Below are 19185 nucleotides of genomic sequence, written 5' to 3'. Positions count from 1 at the left end.
ATGGCTGGCTTTTTCATGAGTGAACTTCCTTCGGTTCGCAAGAAGGACATGTTCCATATATTTCAAATTTATGTCCACTAATATGATAATCCTCTAAATCAGCGTCGAGCTTGTCCATAGGGCAGGCATCGATCTCTTTTGTTTTCCCGCATGTAAGACAAATAAAGTGATGGTGATGATGGGAAAATGAACATTTAAAACGGAAAAGTTTCTCCCCTGACAATTCCGTTGTTTCTAATATTCCAAGGTCTTCATATAGTGACAAGTTTCGATAAATTGTATCAAAGCTGAGACCCGGGTAGTCTTCACTTAGTGCCGTCAGCACATTTTTAGCGGTCAAGTATTTATCAGAATCAGAAAACAATTGAAGCATGTCTTCACGTTTGCTTGTATATTTGTAGCCTTTTTCCTTTAATAAATCAAGCGCTTCTTGTACGTTCATGTTGATTCCCCCTTCTGAATTTCCCAATACTAATACACCCGATTAAAATCAAGATCGACAGCATCACAATGGTTCCGCCTGGCGCTAAATCAAGATAATAGCTTAAAATCAATCCGGCCAATACAGACAATTCACCAAACAAGATCGAAAGGAAAATCGCCTGTTTGAATCCTTTGGCAATGCGGATACTTGCCGCAACAGGAAGCGTCATGAGCGCCGACACAAGCAGTGTACCGACGATACGCATCGATGCCGCAATGACAAGTGCAACAACTAAGATAAAAATAAAATGAATCCATTTTGCTGAAATACCAGAAGCCTTTGCATGCTCTTCATCAAAAGAAAGCAGAAACAATTCTTTATATAAAAGCACAACAACTAACACAACAACGAGTGAGATCCCTACAATAATCCAAAGATCAAGTCTTGAAACCGCACTGACACTTCCGAATAAATAACTAAACAAATCTGTATTAAAGCCATTCGCCAGTGAAATGAAGATGACGGAAATCCCAATACCACCTGATAAGATGATGGGAATGGCAAGCTCCTGATAATGCTTATACACGGAGCGCAAGCGTTCAATAAACAATGAACCTGCAACAGAAAAAGCCATCCCTAAGTAGAGCGGGCTTACCCCTGTCAAAAGGCCAAACTTTTTATCAAGAAATAAACTTGCGGCAATACCGGCAAGTGATACGTGACTGAGGGCATCTGCAATAAGCGAAAGCCTTCTTACGACAATAAATACACCAAGTAAGGGTGCAATAAAACCAATCAGTAACCCTGCGATAAACGCATTTTGTAAAAATTCATAATGAAAAAATGGAAATAGCATTATTCATGTCCCCCATGATGGTGATGATCGTGATGAATCACTTGAATGTCATGCCCGTAAAATTGGGATAGCGCCTGATCATCCATTGAATCAAACGCTTCTGCATCCCCGTGAAAATGCAGTGTCTGATTTAAACAAGCCACATGGGTGACTTTATCAGAAACGGTGCCAACGTCGTGTGTGACGAGAATTAAAGACATTCCTTTTTCTTTGTTCAATGTTTCGAGCAGCTGATAAAAGCCTTCTACTGTCCGCTGGTCTACTCCAACCGTGGGCTCATCCAAAATGAGCAGCTTCGGCTGACTGACAAGCGCACGGGCAATAAATGCACGCTGCTGCTGCCCGCCAGAAAGCTCACCGATGTTTTGATGCTTTAAATCCTGTATGCCAACTGAGCGAATGGCATCTTCCACTTGCCATTTATCCTGTTTGCTCATTCGTTTAAACAAACCAATTTTTGCGGTCAGTCCGCTTGCGACGACCTCATATACAGAAGCAGGGAAACCTGTATTAAAGCTATTCGCCTTTTGAGAAACAAATCCAATTTGATCCCAGTCTCTAAATTTTGAGACAGGCGTGCCAAATAGCTTTAATTCACCCTGCTGCGGTTTAATGAGCCCAAGCAGGCATTTTAATAAGGTTGTTTTACCAGAACCATTCGGTCCAACAAGTGCTAGAAAGTTTCCTTCCTCTACTGTTAAATGAATGTGATCAATGACATTTCGCTGTCCATACGAGTACGAAATGTCCTTCATTTCAATAATTGGCTTTGCCATGAATCTTTCCACCTTTAATCAATATAAAAAGAATGATTACGATTTATACAACAAAAAGAAAATGGCTTTTGCCATTTTCTCTGTCCATACATACATTTCATTATATAAAAGAAAGATAAAAAAGTAAAATAAAAGCTAATGAATGGCTGTTTTGAACTTACCGCCTTTTGTTTCATGCGTATCCATAATCGTGATAAATGCTTGGTCATCAATTTCAAATACAATAGATTTCAGCTTTGTAATTTCAAGCCTTGTGACAACGGCGTAGATGACATCTTTTTCTTCATCTGTATAGCCGCCTTTTCCTCTCAGCTTTGTCGTTCCCCTGCCGAGTCGATGCAGAATCGCATCTGAAATTTCATCATAATAGTCTGATACGATAATGACAGCTTTTGTTTCATCAAGCCCTTGAATGACAGCATCAATTGTTTTCATTGCCAAATAATATGTCATGACAGAATACATAGCCTGCTCTGGTCCAAAAACAAAGCCCGCCCAAATAAAAATGAACACATTGACGATCATGACAAACTCACCGACGGAAAAAGGAATTTTTTTCGTCAGAAGAATTCCCAAGATCTCTGTTCCATCCATTGAACCTCCATTACGGATGACAAGTCCAACACCAAATCCAAGTAATAGTCCGCCAAATACAGTGGCTAAGATCGGCTGTGTTGTAAATGCCTCCACATGATGAAGTGAAGATTCAATCACGGCTAAGCTGACAATCCCAATCACAGTGGAAATCAGAAAGGTTTTCCCAATATGCTTGTATCCTGATATCATAAATGGAATATTTAAAATGACAACAATCGTCGCAAAATTAATAAACGGGTTATCTGTAAAGAGATAATCCAAAATAAGCGAAATGCCGATGATGCCCCCATCAATAATATTGTTTGGCACTAAAAATAATTCAATGCTGACTGCTGCACATGCAGCTCCTACTAGAATCAGAAAAATTCTCAAAATAAAATGAGGCACTGATTCCTTTTTATGCTGTTTACTATTTGCCATACGTTCTCCCTTCTACACATGTTAAATTTTCAATGAACATTTTATCCGCTTTACTATTTTATCATTTCACAGAATAAAATAAAATTTTTTGCACATTTTCCGTTTTCGCCCATACATTGTTACAGAGGGGAGGAATGGAATTGATTTTAATTCAAAAAATTGTCCTGCAGCGGCTCAATCAGATCACAGCAAATGATCTGTTAAGGTATGCGAAACAGTATGGCGTCAGTTTAACGTCTCATCAAGCTGCTGAGGTGGCCAAACTCATGAACGGGAAAAACATCAATATTTTTAATGACTCAGAGCGTAACCGGCTTCTTAAGCAAGTGGAAGCGATTACTTCTAAACAGACAGCACAGACTGTGAATGATTTATTTAACCAGTTTACAAGTTAAGCAAAAAAGGGCCGCATTTAGCGGCACCTCAACATGTTGCATCCTTTTTTACTGACCCGTAATTTTATCTAGTAAGCCTTCATCAAATTGCTTTTCTTTCAGCATGGCAATTTCGAATTTGTAAGGTGGTTTTTTGTTCTTTTTATCTTCACCTACATAAGGCGTTTCTAGAATTTTCGGCACATCTTGAAGCTGCGGATGATGCACAATATAGCTCAGTGCATCGAAACCAATTTCACCAAAACCGATATTTTCATGTCGGTCTTTTCTTGCGCCTTGCACGTTTTTACTGTCATTAATGTGAAGAACTTTGATTCGGTCAATACCAACAATTCGATCAAATTCTTCTAACACACCATCAAAGTCACTCACAATCGGATAACCAGCATCGTGCGTGTGACACGTATCAAAGCAGACAGAAAGAGCTTCGTTATGTGTCACTCCGTCGATAATTTGGGCAAGCTCTTCAAAGCTTCTTCCGCACTCTGATCCTTTTCCCGCCATTGTTTCAAGTGCAATTTGAACCTCTTGACCTTTCACAATGACTTCGTTTAAACCTTCAATGATTTTTTGAATCCCTGCCTCTGCTCCTGCTCCGACATGCGCACCCGGGTGGAGAACAATTTGTCTTGCTCCCAGCGCTTCCGTACGCTCAATCTCAGAGCGAAGGAAGTCTACACCAAGCTCAAATGTCGCTGGATTCACTGTATTTCCAATATTGATAATATACGGAGCATGCACGACGATATCCGTCATGCCATGCTCTTTCATATGCGCTTGTCCAGCTTCAATATTGAGGTCTTCAATTTTTTTACGGCGCGTATTTTGCGGTGCACCTGTATAAATCATAAACGTATTCGAACCATAAGAGGCAGCTTCCTCACTCGCTGCAAGAAGCATATGTTTTCCGCTCATGGATACATGTGAACCAATCTTTAACAATGTTTCCCCCTACTTTCCATTACGCTTTGACTTTCTACGTTCCTGTCTTTTGATTTTATCCATCTCACGTGTCATTTTCTTTTTATATCCAGGTTTGACGGCTTTCGGTTTTCTCACAAGACGTTTTGCTTTTTCTTCAATTTCATTTGGGGCTTTTTTACGTCTTTGACGCTTCAGACGGTCATCTGCATCTCGCCATTCGCCATGAACAATGGTTTTGTTTTCAAACACAACGCCCATTTTCTCAATTTGAATGAGTGCATCCTCATCAGCCAGCTCATAAATGGTCATGGCAATTCCAGATGAACCCGCACGAGCTGTTCTTCCAACGCGGTGCACATAAAAATCAAGATCAGATGGAAGTTCATAGTTAATCACGTGGCTGACGCCTTTAATGTCAATCCCGCGAGCTGCAAGATCAGATGCCACAATATAAGTGAACTCCAAATCTTCAATTTGTTTCATGACTTTTTTACGTTCGCGCGGCGTCAATCCGCCATGGAGCACACCGATTTTCATTCCTTTTTCTTGTAGGAACGATGCGATTTCATCAACAGTTGTTTTTGTATTGGCAAAAATGATCCCTAAATATGGCTGTACATTCGTCACCATTTCATGGAGCAATTTTAATTTATCACGCTGTTTAGACGGAACTAAAATATGCTGAATGTTTTCAGCTGTAATCCGTCTTGGTTCAACATGTGCATACTTTGGATTGTCCATATATTTTTTCAGGAAAGGCTTTAGTTTTTCTGGGATGGTTGCAGAGAACACAAGCATTTGCAGCTGTTCTGGCATTTGTGCACCGATACGGTCCACATCTTCTAAAAATCCCATATCCAGCATTAAATCAGCCTCATCAATAACAAGAGAGGTCGCTTTGTAAACATTCAGCGCCTGCTCATGAATGAGGTCAGCAATACGTCCAGGTGTACCGACAACCAAATGCGGCTGGTTTTTTAGCTTTTGAATTGATTTCTGCTTGTCCGTTCCGCCAATGTAAAGCTTTGCTTTGATCTCTTCTTCTGGAGAAGCATTCTTTAAAATCGTTTGAGCTTCTTTGAAAATTTGATTGGCTAATTCTCTTGTAGGTGCAGTAATCACCACTTGTACCTGTTCTTTGCTTGGATCAATTGAATGAATCAGCGGCAGTAAGTAGGCATGAGTTTTTCCTGTTCCGGTTTGTGACTGGCCAATCACGCTTTCTCCTTTTAAAACAGCAGGGATGATTCTTTTTTGAATATCAGTCGGCTCATAAAAGCCTAGTTCATGAATAGCATCTATAATAAAAGGCTTTAATTCATATGTCGTAAATTTCGTTTCTTTCATGTTTTCACTCCTTAAGGCAATGCCTTTTTGCTCATCTCCTCATTATAGCTGATTTTCAGTAAAAAAACCATGTCCGCTTTTCCTACAGGAAACCAATTGGTGCTTCCTTGCATAACCTATGAAGAGAAAGAGAATGCAGTAAGGGAGGTACAAGTATGTTAGGGCAAAGGCCTATGGGCGATTTTCAGCCGCGCCGTCCCTCACGCCGGCACCTTGGAAATGGCGGACAGCCCAGAATGTTTCAAAGAGGGCAGCAGCCTCCTATCCAGCAGCCTTTTCAAGGGCAAGGCAATCCATTTCAGCAAATGATGCCTCGCTCCCCATCTGTACAGGGAGGCGGTTTACCCGGGATGGGCGGAATTCCAGGAGGTGAGAGCCGTGCACTAGGCGGCGGCGCAGGAATTAAAGGCATGCTCTCTAAATTTCTTCCTGGCGCAGGAGGAGCTGGAGTCTCTGGAGGTGGTGCGGGATTACAAGGAATCCAGAGCTTCACAAATCCTGCGACCCTCTCAAGCATGTTAGGAAATGTTCAAAAAGTGCTCGGGATGGCGCAGCAATTTACGCCAATGATTCAGCAATACGGTCCTTTAGTGAGAAATTTGCCGGCGATGATTAAACTGTACAGCCAGCTTGGCAGTGCGGATGATGATGAAGAAAGTGCAAATGATGCTGATGCAGAATCAACGGAGACTAGCGCGGAAACAGAAGTGCACGAGGAAGAAGCACAAACTGACGAAATAGAAAAAAATAAAGAACCAGAAGACATCCTCGTCAAAAAAACAGCACCTCACACATCACCTGCTCCTGAAGCAAAACCGAAAAAAAGATCTGGCAGCTCTGTTCCAAAACTATATGTCTAGTGATCTTTTAACGGCGAAGTGTTCACTGCGTATAACAATCTTTGATATATACGCTTACTTTGGCTATAATGGAAGCAAGAGAATGATAAAAAGCCGTTTTTTACGGCTTTTTATATTGTTCTTCTCTAGCAGCACTTCCCTACAGGAGGACGAATAAATGAATGTAATTAAAATATCGCCGCGTGGCTATTGCTATGGCGTTGTAGATGCAATGGTCATTGCTAAAAATGCCGCACTTGATAAGAACTTGCCACGCCCAATTTATATATTAGGTATGATTGTGCACAACAAACATGTCACTGATGCCTTCGAAGAAGATGGTATTTATACACTGGACGGACCAAACCGCTTAGACATTTTAAAGCAGGTTGAAAGTGGAACAGTCATTTTCACAGCTCATGGCGTTTCTCCTGAGGTCCGTCAAATCGCAGAAGAAAAAGGCCTTGTCGCCATTGATGCGACCTGTCCCGATGTAACGAAAACACACGAACTCATTTCAGAGAAAACAGCCGATGGCTATGACATTATTTATATTGGGAAAAAGGGTCATCCTGAGCCAGAAGGAGCTGTCGGAGTAGCCCCTGACAAGGTACATCTTGTCGAAACAGAAGCTGACATTGAGGCACTCGATTTAACATCAGAAAAACTGCTCATCACGAACCAAACGACGATGTCTCAATGGGATGTCCACGACCTGATGGAGCTGATTAAAGAGAAATACCCTCACGTCGAGTATCATCAAGAAATTTGCCTTGCGACACAGGTGCGTCAGGAAGCTGTATCGCAGCAAGCTGGCCAAGCCGATTTAACCATTGTTGTCGGCGATCCAAAAAGTAATAACTCTAACCGTCTCGCACAAGTGTCAATGGAGATTGCCGGAACGCAGGCTTACCGTATTGGCGACTTAAGTGAACTCAAGCTGGAATGGCTGCAGGGCGTCAAAACCGTTGCCGTTACTGCTGGTGCTTCAACACCAACACCTATTACAAAGGAAGTCATTCGTTTCTTAGAAAACTATGAACCAGATGATGAAACAACTTGGAAGATTGAACGAACCGTCCCTCTTTCTAAAATTTTACCTCGCGTCAAAACAAAGAAATAAGAAAACGTCAGAGCGGATATGCTCTGACGTTTTTTGTTTACATAAATTGAAATGGGTTTGTGTTTGATTCAGAAACAAAGAGCTGTACGTCATATTTTTTATCCGCACATAGCGATTGAAGCTTCGCCTTTACGCCCTCTTTCATAATCTTTTCAGCATAATGTCCTGGGTCCACAACGTTCAGCCCTAGCATCATGGCATCGTGCGCCACATGGAAATAAAGGTCTCCTGTCACATACACATCTGCACCCATTCTTTTCGCTTGATGGATATATTTATTTCCGTCTCCGCCAAGCACCGCCACTTTTTTCACAACAGCGTTTTGGTCTCCTACAAAACGAGCACCATTCACATCTAGCTTCGTTTTCACAAATTGCGTGAAATCTCTTAGTGTCATTGGCTCATTTAGCTCTCCAATACGGCCAAGACCTTTTTGAATAGGAGGAAGGTCTGTCGTGTGTACACTATAGGCGACTTCTTCATAAGGATGTGCTTTGATCATTTCGCGAATCACTTGTTTTTCTATACTTGCTGGGAAAATGGTTTCAATCCGCACTTCTTTCACAAATTCTAATTGACCCGACTCACCAATAAACGGCTCAGCTTCTTCTGATGGCAGAAAGCTGCCTGTCCCTTCATTTGAAAACGCACAATGGCTGTAGTTGCCGATATGGCCGGCGCCCGCATTTCCTAAAGCTGTCCGGATGGCCTCTTCAAATTCCTCTGGGACATACAGAGCAAGCTGTTTGATCGGATCTTCATATGTCGGCACTAACACTCTTGTTTCTTCGAGCTCTAAGGCCTCAGCAAGCAGGTCGTTGACTCCGCCATCAGCTACGTCTAAATTCGTATGTGCCACATATACCGCAATATCATGTTTGATGCATTTTTCAATGATCCGTCCAGCCGGCTGATCCGTCGCTACATGTTTTAATGGTCGAAAAATCGGCGGATGGTGAGCAATAATAAGATCCACTTTTCGCTCGATCGCCTCATCTACTACATTCTCTAATACATCCAAGGTGATCATCACATTGGTTACTTTTTTATTTAAAGTCCCAATCTGAAGACCAATTTTATCCCCTTCCATGGCGTATACCTTTGGTGAAAATTGTTCAAACAATTGGATGATTTCATGCCCGTTTACTGTTTTAGCCAACAGTCAAAACCTCCTTTAGCATCTTTATTTTCGCATTCAGCTCTTCAAGGCGTTCTTTATTTTCTTCTGTCCGCGCTGCCTGCTGAATTTGACTTTCTATCTTCTCCATATGCTGAAGCTCTTGCATCCACTTGCGCTGGAAAACGTCATTTTGCTCTTTCGCAAGAAACGGACCAACCAGCATGCCTGCTTCAAGTGACATTCCTTTATAGGCTTTATCTTTATCGCCTTTTTCAGCGATGATGATTTCGTATATTTTGCCGTCCTCTTCTAAAATGACTTCATCTATCAATTCATACCCCTCTTGATAAAGCCATAAACGAATATGGTGGGCATGGATATTCGGCTGAAGAATGAGCCGCTCATGGCCGGCGAGCTTATGTCTTCCTTCATTTAGAATGCTTGCGATGAGTGCCCCACCCATACCTGCAATCGTCACTGCATTCACTTCGCCTTTTTCAATGACTTCAAGGCCATTTCCTTTTCTGACCGATATCTGTTCATCTAATTCAAGTCTATGTACTTGCTGCTGCGCCGATTGAAGCGGTCCATCAGTAATTTCACCAGCAATGGCTTTCACTGCTTTTTGATGCAAAATCGCATAGCATGGCAAATAGGCATGGTCTGAGCCGATATCAGCGAAGACTGCCTCATCTGGTAAAAAGTCCGCGACTTTTTTTAATCGTTTCGATAAATTCATTTCATTCATACGTATCACTACTTTTCTTTAATGTTCATACTTGTCTATCTTATATAAATTATGGACTTTTTAAAAGTCGTTTTCAAATGAAAAAAGCTCTTCTTTTGAAAAAGAGCTTTTTGTATAAGATTATTTAATTTTAGACACCCATTCCGCCATTTCATCGAGCTTTTCATTTGGAATCAACCCGCCTGGCATCCCGTTGCCGCCTTCTTGAATTTTCTTCTTGATGTCAGCTACTTCAAGCTTGTCTCCAACACCTTTTAATGCAGGACCTGCGCCGCCTTCATAGTTTTCCCCGTGACAGCTTATGCAGTTCTGCTTATACAATTCTTCCGGCGTTGCATTTGCTGTCTCTTCTTGCTTTTGCTCTTTGCCCCCAGAGGCAATTTTTTCTTCATCTTTCAGCCCCTTCATTGATAAGAAAAAAGTGAGTCCAATACCTAAAATGGCAATCAATAAAAATGGTATAAGTGGATTCCGTTTCATTTCTTTCATCCTCCCCTTTGTGAAAACCCCTTTGAGACTATGCAAACAATTCTAATTCTACTTTAATTTTACAAAAAGTAAACGAATTATGATACAAAACTTTGGTCAAGTTCACAGATTAGACAAAAATGATTCTAGATGAGAAATGAAGTCTTCAGCATATTTAGATGTATTTTTTATACATCTTTTTTCTAAGAACGTTGCAAATTCATTTGTTATTCAGTAAAATATAATCAGATTGAAAAAAGCGTTTTCATTTTTGATAAGAAAGAACGGATCTCTTTCAAGATCCGTCCGGTTTCTACTCTAAGAAGTCTTTTAATCGTTTACTTCTGCTTGGGTGTCTTAATTTACGAAGAGCTTTCGCTTCAATTTGTCTGATACGCTCTCTTGTTACGCCGAACACCTTTCCAACCTCTTCTAACGTGCGAGTTCTTCCGTCGTCTAGTCCGAAACGTAGTCTTAGCACATTTTCTTCACGGTCCGTCAGCGTGTCTAATACATCTTCAAGCTGCTCTTTTAAGAGTTCGTACGCAGCGTGGTCAGATGGAGATGTCGCCTCTTGGTCTTCGATAAAATCACCAAGATGCGAGTCATCTTCTTCACCAATAGGTGTTTCTAAAGATACAGGCTCTTGCGCAATTTTAAGAATCTCTCTTACCTTTTCTGGAGTTAAATCCATGTCTTCAGCAATTTCCTCAGGCGTTGGTTCTCTGCCTAGGTCTTGCAGAAGCTGTCTTTGAACACGGATCAATTTATTAATCGTTTCCACCATATGAACCGGGATCCGGATTGTTCTCGCCTGATCGGCAATCGCACGTGTGATCGCCTGTCTAATCCACCAAGTCGCATATGTTGAGAATTTATATCCTTTGCGGTAATCAAACTTCTCAACCGCCTTCATCAGACCCATGTTTCCTTCTTGAATCAAGTCAAGGAACAGCATACCACGACCGACATAGCGTTTCGCAATGCTGACAACGAGACGAAGGTTCGCTTCCGCTAATCTTCTTTTTGATTCCTCATCGCCCTCTTCGATCTTTTGAGCATACGTAATTTCTTCTTTAGCAGATAACAAATTGACGCGTCCGATTTCTTTTAAGTACATACGAACAGGATCATTGATTTTGACACCTGGTGGTACGCTTAAATCATTCAGGTCAAATTCTTCTTCTGCTTTAGCCAGCTGCTGAACATTTGGGTCTTCTGTCTCTTCGTTTTCACTAATGAGCTCTACACCTTGTTCGCCTAAGTATTCATAGTATTCATCCATTTGGTCTGATTCAATTTCAAAGCTAGACATACGCTCTGCAATTTCTTCGTATGTTAAAACGCCCCGTTTTTTACCCGTTTCAGTGAGCTTATCTCTCACCTGTTCAAAGGTTAATTCAGTTTCGGTTTCGTGGGCTTGTTTATCAGCCATTATGGATCCCTCCTTCCAAAGCTTGCAACGAATTCTAAAGTAACTTGCGATTTACTTCCGTCCTGCTTTTCTCTCTCTATCAAACAGCTGACGAAGCAAATAGGAAATAAAATAAATAATGATGAAGGCAAGATGCTTGCGGTCTTATGCTCCTCCCGTAAAGGATTCATTGCCAGCCGTAAGTCCTGTCATTAATAATAGACGTATTACTTCAGCGAACGGTTCAACTGAATAATTTCTTTTGCAAGTGTTGCCGCTTTGAAGAAATCTTTTTGCCTCTCCGCTTCTGCACGTTCTAGTTCTTTTTCCTTTATCATTGACAAATTCCGATGATTCAACACTTTTTTTACATAATCACTTAATTCAGCTTCACTGAGTTCGTCTCCGACTTGAATCATCAATATATCCGTCAACAGCTGATTCATGACATCATCTTCTATCCGGTTCATCAGGTGCTGCGGCGTTGGTTCTTTGCCTTCTTCATACAAGGCATAAATGTACGTTGCCAGCGCCCTGTGCGAATCTATATTAAATTCAATCCCGATTCTGTCAAGTACTTTGCGGATCACGTCATCGCTTTTTAACATATGAGCAAGCAGCATTCGCTCTGCATTTTCATATGCCGGCCGCAGACGCTTTCTTCTCACTTGTGTTGACAGATGTGCACGCCGTTTTTCAAGCCCGTTTTCTTCCTGCGTGCTTTTGGTTTCTTGCCGCTGCTGTTTTTCAAACAGCTCCAGTTGTTCTTTTAATGAATCAAGTGAGATCGAAAACTCCCCAGCAAGCTGTTTCATGTAAATCTCTTGCTCCAAAGAGCCGTTTAACCGGCTGATTTCTCGGAGAACCTGCTTCATATAAGTAAGACGGTCTCCTTCGTCTGATAAGTTTTTTCCTCTTCGGAAAAAATTCATCTTAAACGTCATTAATGTCACACTTGCATCTATGATGTCATTCCTAAATTTCTCGCCGCCATATTTACGAATGTAATCATCTGGATCAAGTCCATCTGGTATCATGGCAACGCGAACTTTACATCCTCTTTTTCCAAGCAAATCTGATGCTTTCATGGTCGCTTCGTATCCGGCCGTATCAGAGTCATAGCAAAGGATGATCTCTTCTACGTTCCGCCTGAGAAGCTTTACGTGCTCTTCTGTAAGAGACGTACCCATTGTTGCAACACTTTCACCGACACCTGATGTAACAGCTGAGATGACGTCTGCAAATCCTTCAAAAAGAACCGCCCGTTCGCGTTTGCGAATATGCATACGTGCGTCATGAAAGTGATAAAGCAGCTTACTTTTATGAAAAAGCGGCGTTTCAGGACTATTCATATATTTAGGCTGCTGATCACCAAGCGATCTTCCGGAAAAAGCGATGACCGTTCCATGATGATCATGAATAGGAAACATGACACGATCTCTAAAGCGGTCAAAAAAGCCTGTGCCGTTTTCACGTTGAATCAAAAGACCAGCCTTCTCCATCATCACAGGATCAAATCCTCGTTTTTCTAAAAACTTGGTCACGAAATCCCAAGAATCAAGAGCATACCCGATCTCAAACTTGGCAATTGTTTCATCCGTAAAGCCTCTGGACCGTAAATAATCGAGTGCGTTTTGACCTTCCTTTGTATTTACCAGCAAATGGTGGTAAAATTTCTTAAGAAGCTCATGGGCCTCAATCATTTTATGATCTGCAGTGTCCTCTTGCTGAGAGGAACTCATCTGAGCATTCGCCACCTGATCAGGCAGATCAATATGGTACTTATCAGCCACATGTGAAACGGCTTCAATAAATGAGTAGCCTTCCATTTGTCTGAGGAACGAAAACACATTGCCTCCTGCACCACAGCCAAAACAATGGAAGATTTGCTTATCTGCTGAAACAGAGAATGAAGGAGTATTTTCACCATGGAATGGACAAAGACCGAAGTAATTTCGACCTTGCTTTCTAAGCTGTACGTATTCTCCAATCACTTCGACAATGTCTGCGTTTTTTTGGATCTGCTCCAAAAGTTCATCTGGTATACGTTTGCTCATCCTAATAACACTCCGTCGTACATTATTCGCCTTTTAATTTAAAAATCCTTCATGATTCGACAGGATTTTTTGTAGTTGCGCCATAAATCGCTTCTTATCCTCTTCTAAAAGCTTTTTGGGACCTTTTCCGTATACACCTTTTCTTCGCTGTTTGCTGGAAACATGCCTGCGTTCCAAATCAAAATCAATTGTTTCGTTTGTGTACATTCGTCCTCTTTCAGACAGAACAATGACCTGTCTCGGAAGCAGTAAGGAGGCAAGACCAATATCTTGGGTGACGACAATATCATGTGCGGCAGCTGAGTTTGCAATGACTAAATCCGCTGCTTCCTTATGTGTATCTACAAACCGCCAATCTTCAAGTGGAGATCTTTTGGTTTGAAAATGCTCATATGAAGCAATGAACGTCACTGGTACTTGAAATTGAGATGCGACAGAAAGGATTTCGTCTTTTACAGGACAAGCATCTGCATCGACATAAATCGTCCTCTCTTTTTTACGTTCATTCAGGTGACTAATTCTCCATCCCTCCACCTTATTCCTGCTTTAGAGAAGCAAAAAGACCATACTTTTCCCCTATAAAGCAATCAACAGTAAAACTCATTTTGTCGAAAAGTTATGTTCAGAATCACTTGACTTCTGCCAATATTAGTTTATTCGTTCTTGACTTAACTTAAACCTAAAATCAATCATTTTATCACAATTTTTTATTATAATACAAATGCAGCAAATATGCCATTGTTTTTGTTTACCCGTTTCCCGCCATAGGAAAAACCCAGGAGGAGCATCCTGAGTTTATTCGGAACCTCTTTTGGTCAGCATTTGATGAATGACATTTGCCGTTTCCTCAACTGCTTTATTCGATACATCAACGACTTGACAGTTAATGCGGTCAACCACTTTTTCAAAATACTCTAGTTCCTCTTTAATCCGCTCAATGTTCGCATAAATAGCGCGATCATTTAAACCAAGAGATTTTAAACGCTCTTTGCGAATATGATTTAGTTTGTCTGGACTAATTTTCAAACCGATACATTTCTTCGGATCAACTGAAAATAACTCTTCTGGCGGATCAACTTCAGGTACAATTGGAACGTTCGCTACCTTCAGCCGTTTATGTGCCAAATATTGAGATAATGGTGTCTTAGACGTGCGTGATACACCAATGAGTACAATATCAGCCTTTAGAATACCTCTAGGGTCTCTGCCGTCATCGTATTTCACAGCGAACTCAATGGCTTCTACCTTTTTAAAATAGTCCTCATCTAATTGACGTACACGACCCGGCTCATGTTTCGCTTCATTTCCATATGCCGTCTCCATTTTATCAATGAGCGGACCGATGATGTCATAATAAACGACACCGTTTGCTTCTGCTTCCTCGATTAAGAATTGGCGCATTTCTGGCACAACAAGAGTAAAGCAGACGATCCCATTATCTGCTTTCGCCAGTGAAATGACTTCTTTAATCGTACCAACATCCTCTACATACGGGATTCTTCTAATATTTGAATGGTCTGATGAGCCGCCATCAAATTGGCTAAGTGCCGCTTTGACCACGAGCTCTGCCGTTTCTCCAACTGAATCTGATACCACAAAAATTACGCGATTACTCATAACATCCCCTCGCAGTCTTCTGTCATTAGATTATTTCGTTCTCCGATAAGCTGACAAGTATTTTCGTCATGTTTGTTTTCGTAATTCTTCCGACCACTTCAAAACCTTTATCCGTATCTTTTATCACAGGAAGTGCATCTATTTGCTTTTCAATCAAGTGCTTCGCCACATCCATAATGAAATCTTCCTTACGGCAAACGGTGATGTTCGGCATTCTTGTCATAATAATATGGACAGGGATAGATGGAAGCTCCTGTTTCCCTATACTTGCACGAAGGAGGTCTTTTCTTGATAACACGCCTGTTAAAATAGAGTGATCGTCCACAACGAATAATGTGCCCACATCCTCTAAAAACATCGTACAAATCGCATCATAAACCGAAACATTCTCATGTATCACCACTGGAATGGATTGAAAGTCTTTCACTTGAAGTTTTTTCAGCTTATCTGCGAGAAGCTGCGTGCCTGTTTTTCCTGTGAAAAAGTAGCCGACCCTTGGTCTTGCTTCTAAAAAGCCTGACATTGTTAAAATGGCTAAATCCGGTCTGAGGGTCGCCCTTGTTAAGTTCAGCCGATCGGCGATATGCTCTCCAGTGATCGGACCATTCTCTTTGACAATCTGTAAAATCTGCTCTTGCCGTTTATTTAACTCGATTGTACTCACCACCTTTAAATAGAGAGAGCGAAATCTTTATTTTATGTATATCATTTTCATAACTCATCATATTATAGCGCATCTTTGTCCGAATGAAACAAAAATCCACTCAAAAACCGTGAATTAAATGAGTAAAAAACGATTGCCCTTCGGAAAAGGCAACCGTTCTTAGGTATTTATTTTACAATTAAATTGTTCATATTCGCAAATGATTGAATGACTTTGGCTAGTTTGACCATTTGTGCCAAACGATTTCGCTTCAGTTTTTCATCATCCGCATGAACCATTGTATGATCGAAATAATGAACAATCGGTGTTTTTAACGTATCAAGCGCCTCAAGTGCCAAGCTGTATTGCCCTGCTGCTACATGTTCCTTTACAGCTTTCTCTACTTGCTGATACGCCTCAAACAGCTTTTGCTCATGTTCATTTTCAAACAGTTCAGGCTGAATCTCTGCGTCTTCCCCTTTTTTACTGATTGAAATGACGCGACCCAATGCTTCAGCCGTTTCTTTGAAGCTTTCTTGTTTCACACTCTCTTCAAGAACAGCTGCTTTTTTGACGACTGCATATGGCTCAATATTTTCAACATCCAGCACTGCATCAACAACATCATGGCGGATATGCTCTGCTTGAAGAACATATTTTAAACGATGCGTTAAAAATTCAATCAGAGCAGCTTCATGTTCTGCCTTTACTTGAGCAAGTGCTAACAGCTCTTTAAATGAAATATTCCAATGACGGTCGAGCAGGATTTGAACGATACCGCTCGCTTGTCTTCTAAGACCATAAGGGTCTTGAGAACCCGTTGGGATCACATCAATTGAGAAGAATGAACAAATAGAATCAAGCTTATCTGCTACTGCCACAATCGCACCAATCAAAGTGGATGGCGCCTCGTCACCAGCAAAGCGCGGCATATAGTGCTCGTTGATGCTTCTTGCTACTTCTTCATGTTCACCAAGAGCTCTTGCATATTTCTCACCCATGATTCCTTGTAATTCTGGGAATTCATAGACCATTTGAGTCACAAGGTCAAACTTCGAAATACTTGCTGCTCTCGCCACACGTTTAGTGGTTTCGTCATCTGCTCCGACATGCGCCGCTAGACGAGTTGCAATGTCTGTCACTCTCTTCAGCTTGTCGCCGATTGTTCCAAGTTTCTCATGGAATACCACTTTATCAAGCTTTTTAATATTGTCTTCAATCACTAGTTTTTCGTCTTCTTTATAGAAGAATGCAGCATCTGATAAACGCGCACGAAGTACTTTTTCATTCCCTCTTGCGACATTTTCCAGCGCCTCACTGTTTCCATTTCTGACTGTAATAAAGTGCGGTAATAATTCCCCTTGCTCATTTTTCACAGGGAAGTAGCGCTGATGCTCTTTCATTGTCGTCACCAATACTTCTTCCGGCAATGCAAGAAACTCTTCTTCAAAGGAACCAGACAGCACAGTTGGATATTCTACAAGATCGTTCACTTCTTCTAAAAGTTCAGGATCAACAGGAATGACCCAGCCTTTTTCTGTAGATAGCGCATCTAGCTGTTCAGTAATGAATTGTTTTCTTTTCTCTGAGTCTGCAATCACAAATTGATCGCGCAATGTTTGTTCATAGGAAGCAGGTGTGTCAATGCTGGCTGTCGTTCCAAGGAAACGGTGTCCTCTAGTCTCACGGCCGCTTTTCACCCCAGCAATTTCAACAGGTACAATCTCTTTTCCAAATAAACAAACAATCCATTTAATCGGACGGATATAGCGTAAATCCTCGCTTCCCCATCTCATGTTCTTTGGAAAGCTTAATGAAGCAGCGATTTCACCTAACGCTGGCAGAAGGTCTTTGACTTGCTTTCCTTCTTGAAATTTTTGGACATGGACATAATCCACTCCTTTGATCTCTTTGAAATAGAGATCATCTGTTGAAGCACCTTGTCCTCTGGCAAAGCCTTCAGCTGCTTTTGTCCAATTGCCTTCAGCATCTTGGGCAATTTTTTTAGCCGGACCTTTTGCTTCTTCTTTGATGTCTTCTTGTTTTTCTGCGACACCTTTCACAAGTACAGCAAGACGTCTTGGTGAGTTGAATAAAGCAGTCTCTTCAAATGAAATATTTTGCGTTTCAAACCATGCTTTTACTTTCTCACCCAGCTGTTTTGTACTCTCTGGCATGAAACGAGCCGGCATCTCTTCTAAGCCGATTTCAAGTAATACATCTTGTTTATTCATGAGAAGCCGCCTCCTCTTTTAGCATAGGGAATCCCAGTTTTTCGCGTTCTTCATAATAGGTTTTGGCTACTTTTCTTGCTAACTGACGCACTCTTCCGATATAGCCAGTTCGCTCAGTCACAGAAATAGCGCCCTTTGCATCGAGCAGGTTAAACGTATGAGAGCATTTGAGGACATAATCATATGCCGGGTGAACAAGCCCTTTGTCCATTTGGCTATGTGCTTCTTTCTCATAGGTTGTAAATAGCTCGAACAGCATGTCAGTATTAGATGTTTCAAATGTATAAACAGAGTGCTCGTATTCAGCCATTAAGAATAAATCTCTGACCGTAAATCCGTCTGTCCATTCAAGATCGAAGACATTTTCTTTGTCCTGAATGTAAGAAGCAAGACGTTCAATACCGTATGTGATTTCAACAGAAACGGGCTTACATTCTAAGCCGCCGACTTGTTGGAAATACGTGAACTGCGTAATTTCCATCCCATCAAGCCATACTTCCCAGCCAAGTCCTGCACAGCCAAGAGATGGATTTTCCCAGTTGTCTTCCACAAAACGAATATCATGTTTCAGCGGGTCAATGCCAAGTGCCTTCAATGATTCAAGATATAGCTCTTGAATATTGTCAGGTGATGGCTTAATGATCACTTGAAATTGGTGATGCTGATACAATCTATTTGGGTTTTCTCCATATCTGCCATCAGCCGGGCGTCTTGAAGGCTCTACATATGCTACCTTCCACGGCTCTGGGCCGATGCTTCTGAGGAACGTGTATGGACTCATCGTTCCGGCACCTTTTTCTGTGTCATACGCCTGCATTAATACGCACCCTTCATTTGACCAATGCTTTTGCAGCGTCAAAATCATGTCTTGAATATTCAATGATCGCACCTCCATCTTTTCTAGACCAACCGCTATGTATGGCGGGTGGGATTAGAACCTTGTAAGAGAACACAAAAACTCCCGTCTCTATGCTCGCAAGGTTCTTGCAAACATAGGGACGAGAGTTTTTTCCCGCGGTTCCACCCTATTTGCTGGTGTCGTAGCACCCAGCCGCTTTGTTTTACGTTGCTCAAGAATGCCTTTCGTTACGCCTCCATCCTTAGCTCACACCGCCCTAAGGTCGCTTTTATGGATTTTACGTAAGTACTTCTTTCTGTCAATGCAACATATTTTATCTTAGAT

The 19185-nt window shown here is 41.4% G+C and carries 19 protein-coding genes; 3 read left to right on the top strand and 16 right to left on the bottom strand.

The window, feature by feature from the left end:
• Positions 1-13: 13 nt before the first annotated feature.
• The 4 genes from M1D84_RS07360 to M1D84_RS07345 all read right to left on the bottom strand — a co-directional run bounded on the left by M1D84_RS07360 (position 14) and on the right by M1D84_RS07345 (position 3073).
• Positions 14-442: a Fur family transcriptional regulator gene (locus M1D84_RS07360; RefSeq protein ID WP_003217433.1), complete on the bottom strand. Its 429-nt coding sequence runs from the start codon at positions 440-442 to the stop codon at positions 14-16.
• Complete coding sequence (locus tag M1D84_RS07355; protein ID WP_024423005.1) at positions 420-1280, bottom strand: metal ABC transporter permease; 861 nt, start codon at positions 1278-1280, stop codon at positions 420-422. The genes M1D84_RS07360 and M1D84_RS07355 overlap by 23 nt, the downstream gene beginning before the upstream one ends.
• Positions 1280-2056: a metal ABC transporter ATP-binding protein gene (locus M1D84_RS07350; protein ID WP_024423006.1), complete on the bottom strand. Its 777-nt coding sequence runs from the start codon at positions 2054-2056 to the stop codon at positions 1280-1282. Before M1D84_RS07350 ends, M1D84_RS07355 begins: the two co-directional genes overlap by 1 nt.
• 135 nt (positions 2057-2191) lie before the next feature.
• Complete coding sequence (locus M1D84_RS07345) at positions 2192-3073, bottom strand: YitT family protein (protein ID WP_024423007.1); 882 nt, start codon at positions 3071-3073, stop codon at positions 2192-2194.
• 140 nt (positions 3074-3213) lie between these two features.
• Here M1D84_RS07345 and M1D84_RS07340 point away from each other — a divergent pair, with 140 nt between their 5' ends.
• Positions 3214-3468 (top strand): DUF2624 domain-containing protein, encoded by a 255-nt coding sequence (locus tag M1D84_RS07340; protein WP_024423008.1) that lies wholly within the window; start codon positions 3214-3216, stop codon positions 3466-3468.
• Positions 3469-3516: 48 nt separating this feature from the next.
• On the opposite strand, the gene M1D84_RS07335 is transcribed toward M1D84_RS07340, so the two are convergent.
• Entirely contained in the window at positions 3517-4410 is an 894-nt protein-coding gene (locus M1D84_RS07335) for a deoxyribonuclease IV (RefSeq protein WP_024427965.1), read from the bottom strand.
• 9 nt (positions 4411-4419) lie between these two features.
• Positions 4420-5739, bottom strand: coding sequence for a DEAD/DEAH box helicase (locus M1D84_RS07330; protein WP_024423009.1), 1320 nt, complete (start codon positions 5737-5739; stop codon positions 4420-4422).
• Between the two features lie 155 nt (positions 5740-5894).
• On the opposite strand from M1D84_RS07330, the gene vrrA reads away from it, so the two are divergent.
• Together vrrA and M1D84_RS07320 are read left to right on the top strand one after the other, a co-directional pair.
• A complete protein-coding gene (vrrA, locus tag M1D84_RS07325; protein WP_024423010.1) occupies positions 5895-6599 on the top strand; it encodes a VrrA/YqfQ family protein in 705 nt (234 codons plus the stop codon).
• Between the two features lie 157 nt (positions 6600-6756).
• Positions 6757-7701, top strand: a complete 945-nt coding sequence (locus M1D84_RS07320) for a 4-hydroxy-3-methylbut-2-enyl diphosphate reductase (RefSeq protein WP_024423011.1) — start codon at positions 6757-6759, stop codon at positions 7699-7701.
• Positions 7702-7738: 37 nt separating this feature from the next.
• On the opposite strand, the gene M1D84_RS07315 is transcribed toward M1D84_RS07320, so the two are convergent.
• The 10 genes from M1D84_RS07315 to glyQ form a co-directional block, all read right to left on the bottom strand.
• On the bottom strand, positions 7739-8860 hold the full coding sequence (locus tag M1D84_RS07315; protein WP_125586593.1) for a Nif3-like dinuclear metal center hexameric protein: 1122 nt from the start codon (positions 8858-8860) through the stop codon (positions 7739-7741).
• Positions 8853-9569 (bottom strand): tRNA (adenine(22)-N(1))-methyltransferase, encoded by a 717-nt coding sequence (locus M1D84_RS07310; protein WP_025092952.1) that lies wholly within the window; start codon positions 9567-9569, stop codon positions 8853-8855. The genes M1D84_RS07315 and M1D84_RS07310 overlap by 8 nt, the downstream gene beginning before the upstream one ends.
• 120 nt (positions 9570-9689) lie before the next feature.
• Positions 9690-10049, bottom strand: coding sequence for a cytochrome c550 (cccA, locus tag M1D84_RS07305; protein WP_024423014.1), 360 nt, complete (start codon positions 10047-10049; stop codon positions 9690-9692).
• Between the two features lie 301 nt (positions 10050-10350).
• Complete coding sequence (gene rpoD / locus M1D84_RS07300; protein WP_008342392.1) at positions 10351-11472, bottom strand: RNA polymerase sigma factor RpoD; 1122 nt, start codon at positions 11470-11472, stop codon at positions 10351-10353.
• 206 nt (positions 11473-11678) lie between these two features.
• Positions 11679-13508: a DNA primase gene (gene dnaG, locus M1D84_RS07295; protein WP_024423015.1), complete on the bottom strand. Its 1830-nt coding sequence runs from the start codon at positions 13506-13508 to the stop codon at positions 11679-11681.
• Between the two features lie 33 nt (positions 13509-13541).
• Complete coding sequence (locus tag M1D84_RS07290; protein ID WP_024423016.1) at positions 13542-14042, bottom strand: YaiI/YqxD family protein; 501 nt, start codon at positions 14040-14042, stop codon at positions 13542-13544.
• Between the two features lie 261 nt (positions 14043-14303).
• The gene (locus M1D84_RS07285) at positions 14304-15125 is read right to left on the bottom strand and encodes a pyruvate, water dikinase regulatory protein (RefSeq protein WP_008342399.1); all 822 of its coding nucleotides are present in this window, start codon (positions 15123-15125) and stop codon (positions 14304-14306) included.
• A gap of 25 nt (positions 15126-15150) precedes the next feature.
• Positions 15151-15789 carry a helix-turn-helix transcriptional regulator gene (locus M1D84_RS07280; RefSeq protein WP_024423017.1) on the bottom strand — a complete coding sequence of 213 codons (639 nt, stop codon included), beginning with the start codon at positions 15787-15789 and terminating at the stop codon, positions 15151-15153.
• 167 nt (positions 15790-15956) lie between these two features.
• Positions 15957-18002, bottom strand: a complete 2046-nt coding sequence (glyS, locus tag M1D84_RS07275) for a glycine--tRNA ligase subunit beta (RefSeq protein ID WP_024423018.1) — start codon at positions 18000-18002, stop codon at positions 15957-15959.
• Complete coding sequence (gene glyQ, locus M1D84_RS07270) at positions 17995-18882, bottom strand: glycine--tRNA ligase subunit alpha (RefSeq protein WP_012010611.1); 888 nt, start codon at positions 18880-18882, stop codon at positions 17995-17997. Before glyQ ends, glyS begins: the two co-directional genes overlap by 8 nt.
• Positions 18883-19185 lie beyond the last annotated feature (303 nt).

It is taken from the genome of Bacillus sp. PK5-006 (assembly GCF_054161415.1).
This window is presented reverse-complemented; position numbering and strand designations above follow the sequence as displayed.

What these genes read in the sequence shown, in the direction of transcription:
- M1D84_RS07360 (WP_003217433.1), bottom strand. Translation starts at nt 442, where the DNA reads ATGAACGTACAAGAAGCGCTTGATTTATTAAAGGAAAAAGGCTACAAA.
- M1D84_RS07355 (WP_024423005.1), bottom strand. Translation starts at nt 1,280, where the DNA reads ATGCTATTTCCATTTTTTCATTATGAATTTTTACAAAATGCGTTTATC.
- M1D84_RS07350 (WP_024423006.1), bottom strand. Translation starts at nt 2,056, where the DNA reads ATGGCAAAGCCAATTATTGAAATGAAGGACATTTCGTACTCGTATGGA.
- M1D84_RS07345 (WP_024423007.1), bottom strand. Translation starts at nt 3,073, where the DNA reads ATGGCAAATAGTAAACAGCATAAAAAGGAATCAGTGCCTCATTTTATT.
- M1D84_RS07330 (WP_024423009.1), bottom strand. Translation starts at nt 5,739, where the DNA reads ATGAAAGAAACGAAATTTACGACATATGAATTAAAGCCTTTTATTATA.
- vrrA (WP_024423010.1), top strand. Translation starts at nt 5,895, where the DNA reads ATGTTAGGGCAAAGGCCTATGGGCGATTTTCAGCCGCGCCGTCCCTCA.
- M1D84_RS07320 (WP_024423011.1), top strand. Translation starts at nt 6,757, where the DNA reads ATGAATGTAATTAAAATATCGCCGCGTGGCTATTGCTATGGCGTTGTA.
- M1D84_RS07310 (WP_025092952.1), bottom strand. Translation starts at nt 9,569, where the DNA reads ATGAATGAAATGAATTTATCGAAACGATTAAAAAAAGTCGCGGACTTT.
- cccA (WP_024423014.1), bottom strand. Translation starts at nt 10,049, where the DNA reads ATGAAACGGAATCCACTTATACCATTTTTATTGATTGCCATTTTAGGT.
- rpoD (WP_008342392.1), bottom strand. Translation starts at nt 11,472, where the DNA reads ATGGCTGATAAACAAGCCCACGAAACCGAAACTGAATTAACCTTTGAA.
- dnaG (WP_024423015.1), bottom strand. Translation starts at nt 13,508, where the DNA reads ATGAGCAAACGTATACCAGATGAACTTTTGGAGCAGATCCAAAAAAAC.
- M1D84_RS07285 (WP_008342399.1), bottom strand. Translation starts at nt 15,125, where the DNA reads ATGAGTAATCGCGTAATTTTTGTGGTATCAGATTCAGTTGGAGAAACG.
- glyS (WP_024423018.1), bottom strand. Translation starts at nt 18,002, where the DNA reads ATGAATAAACAAGATGTATTACTTGAAATCGGCTTAGAAGAGATGCCG.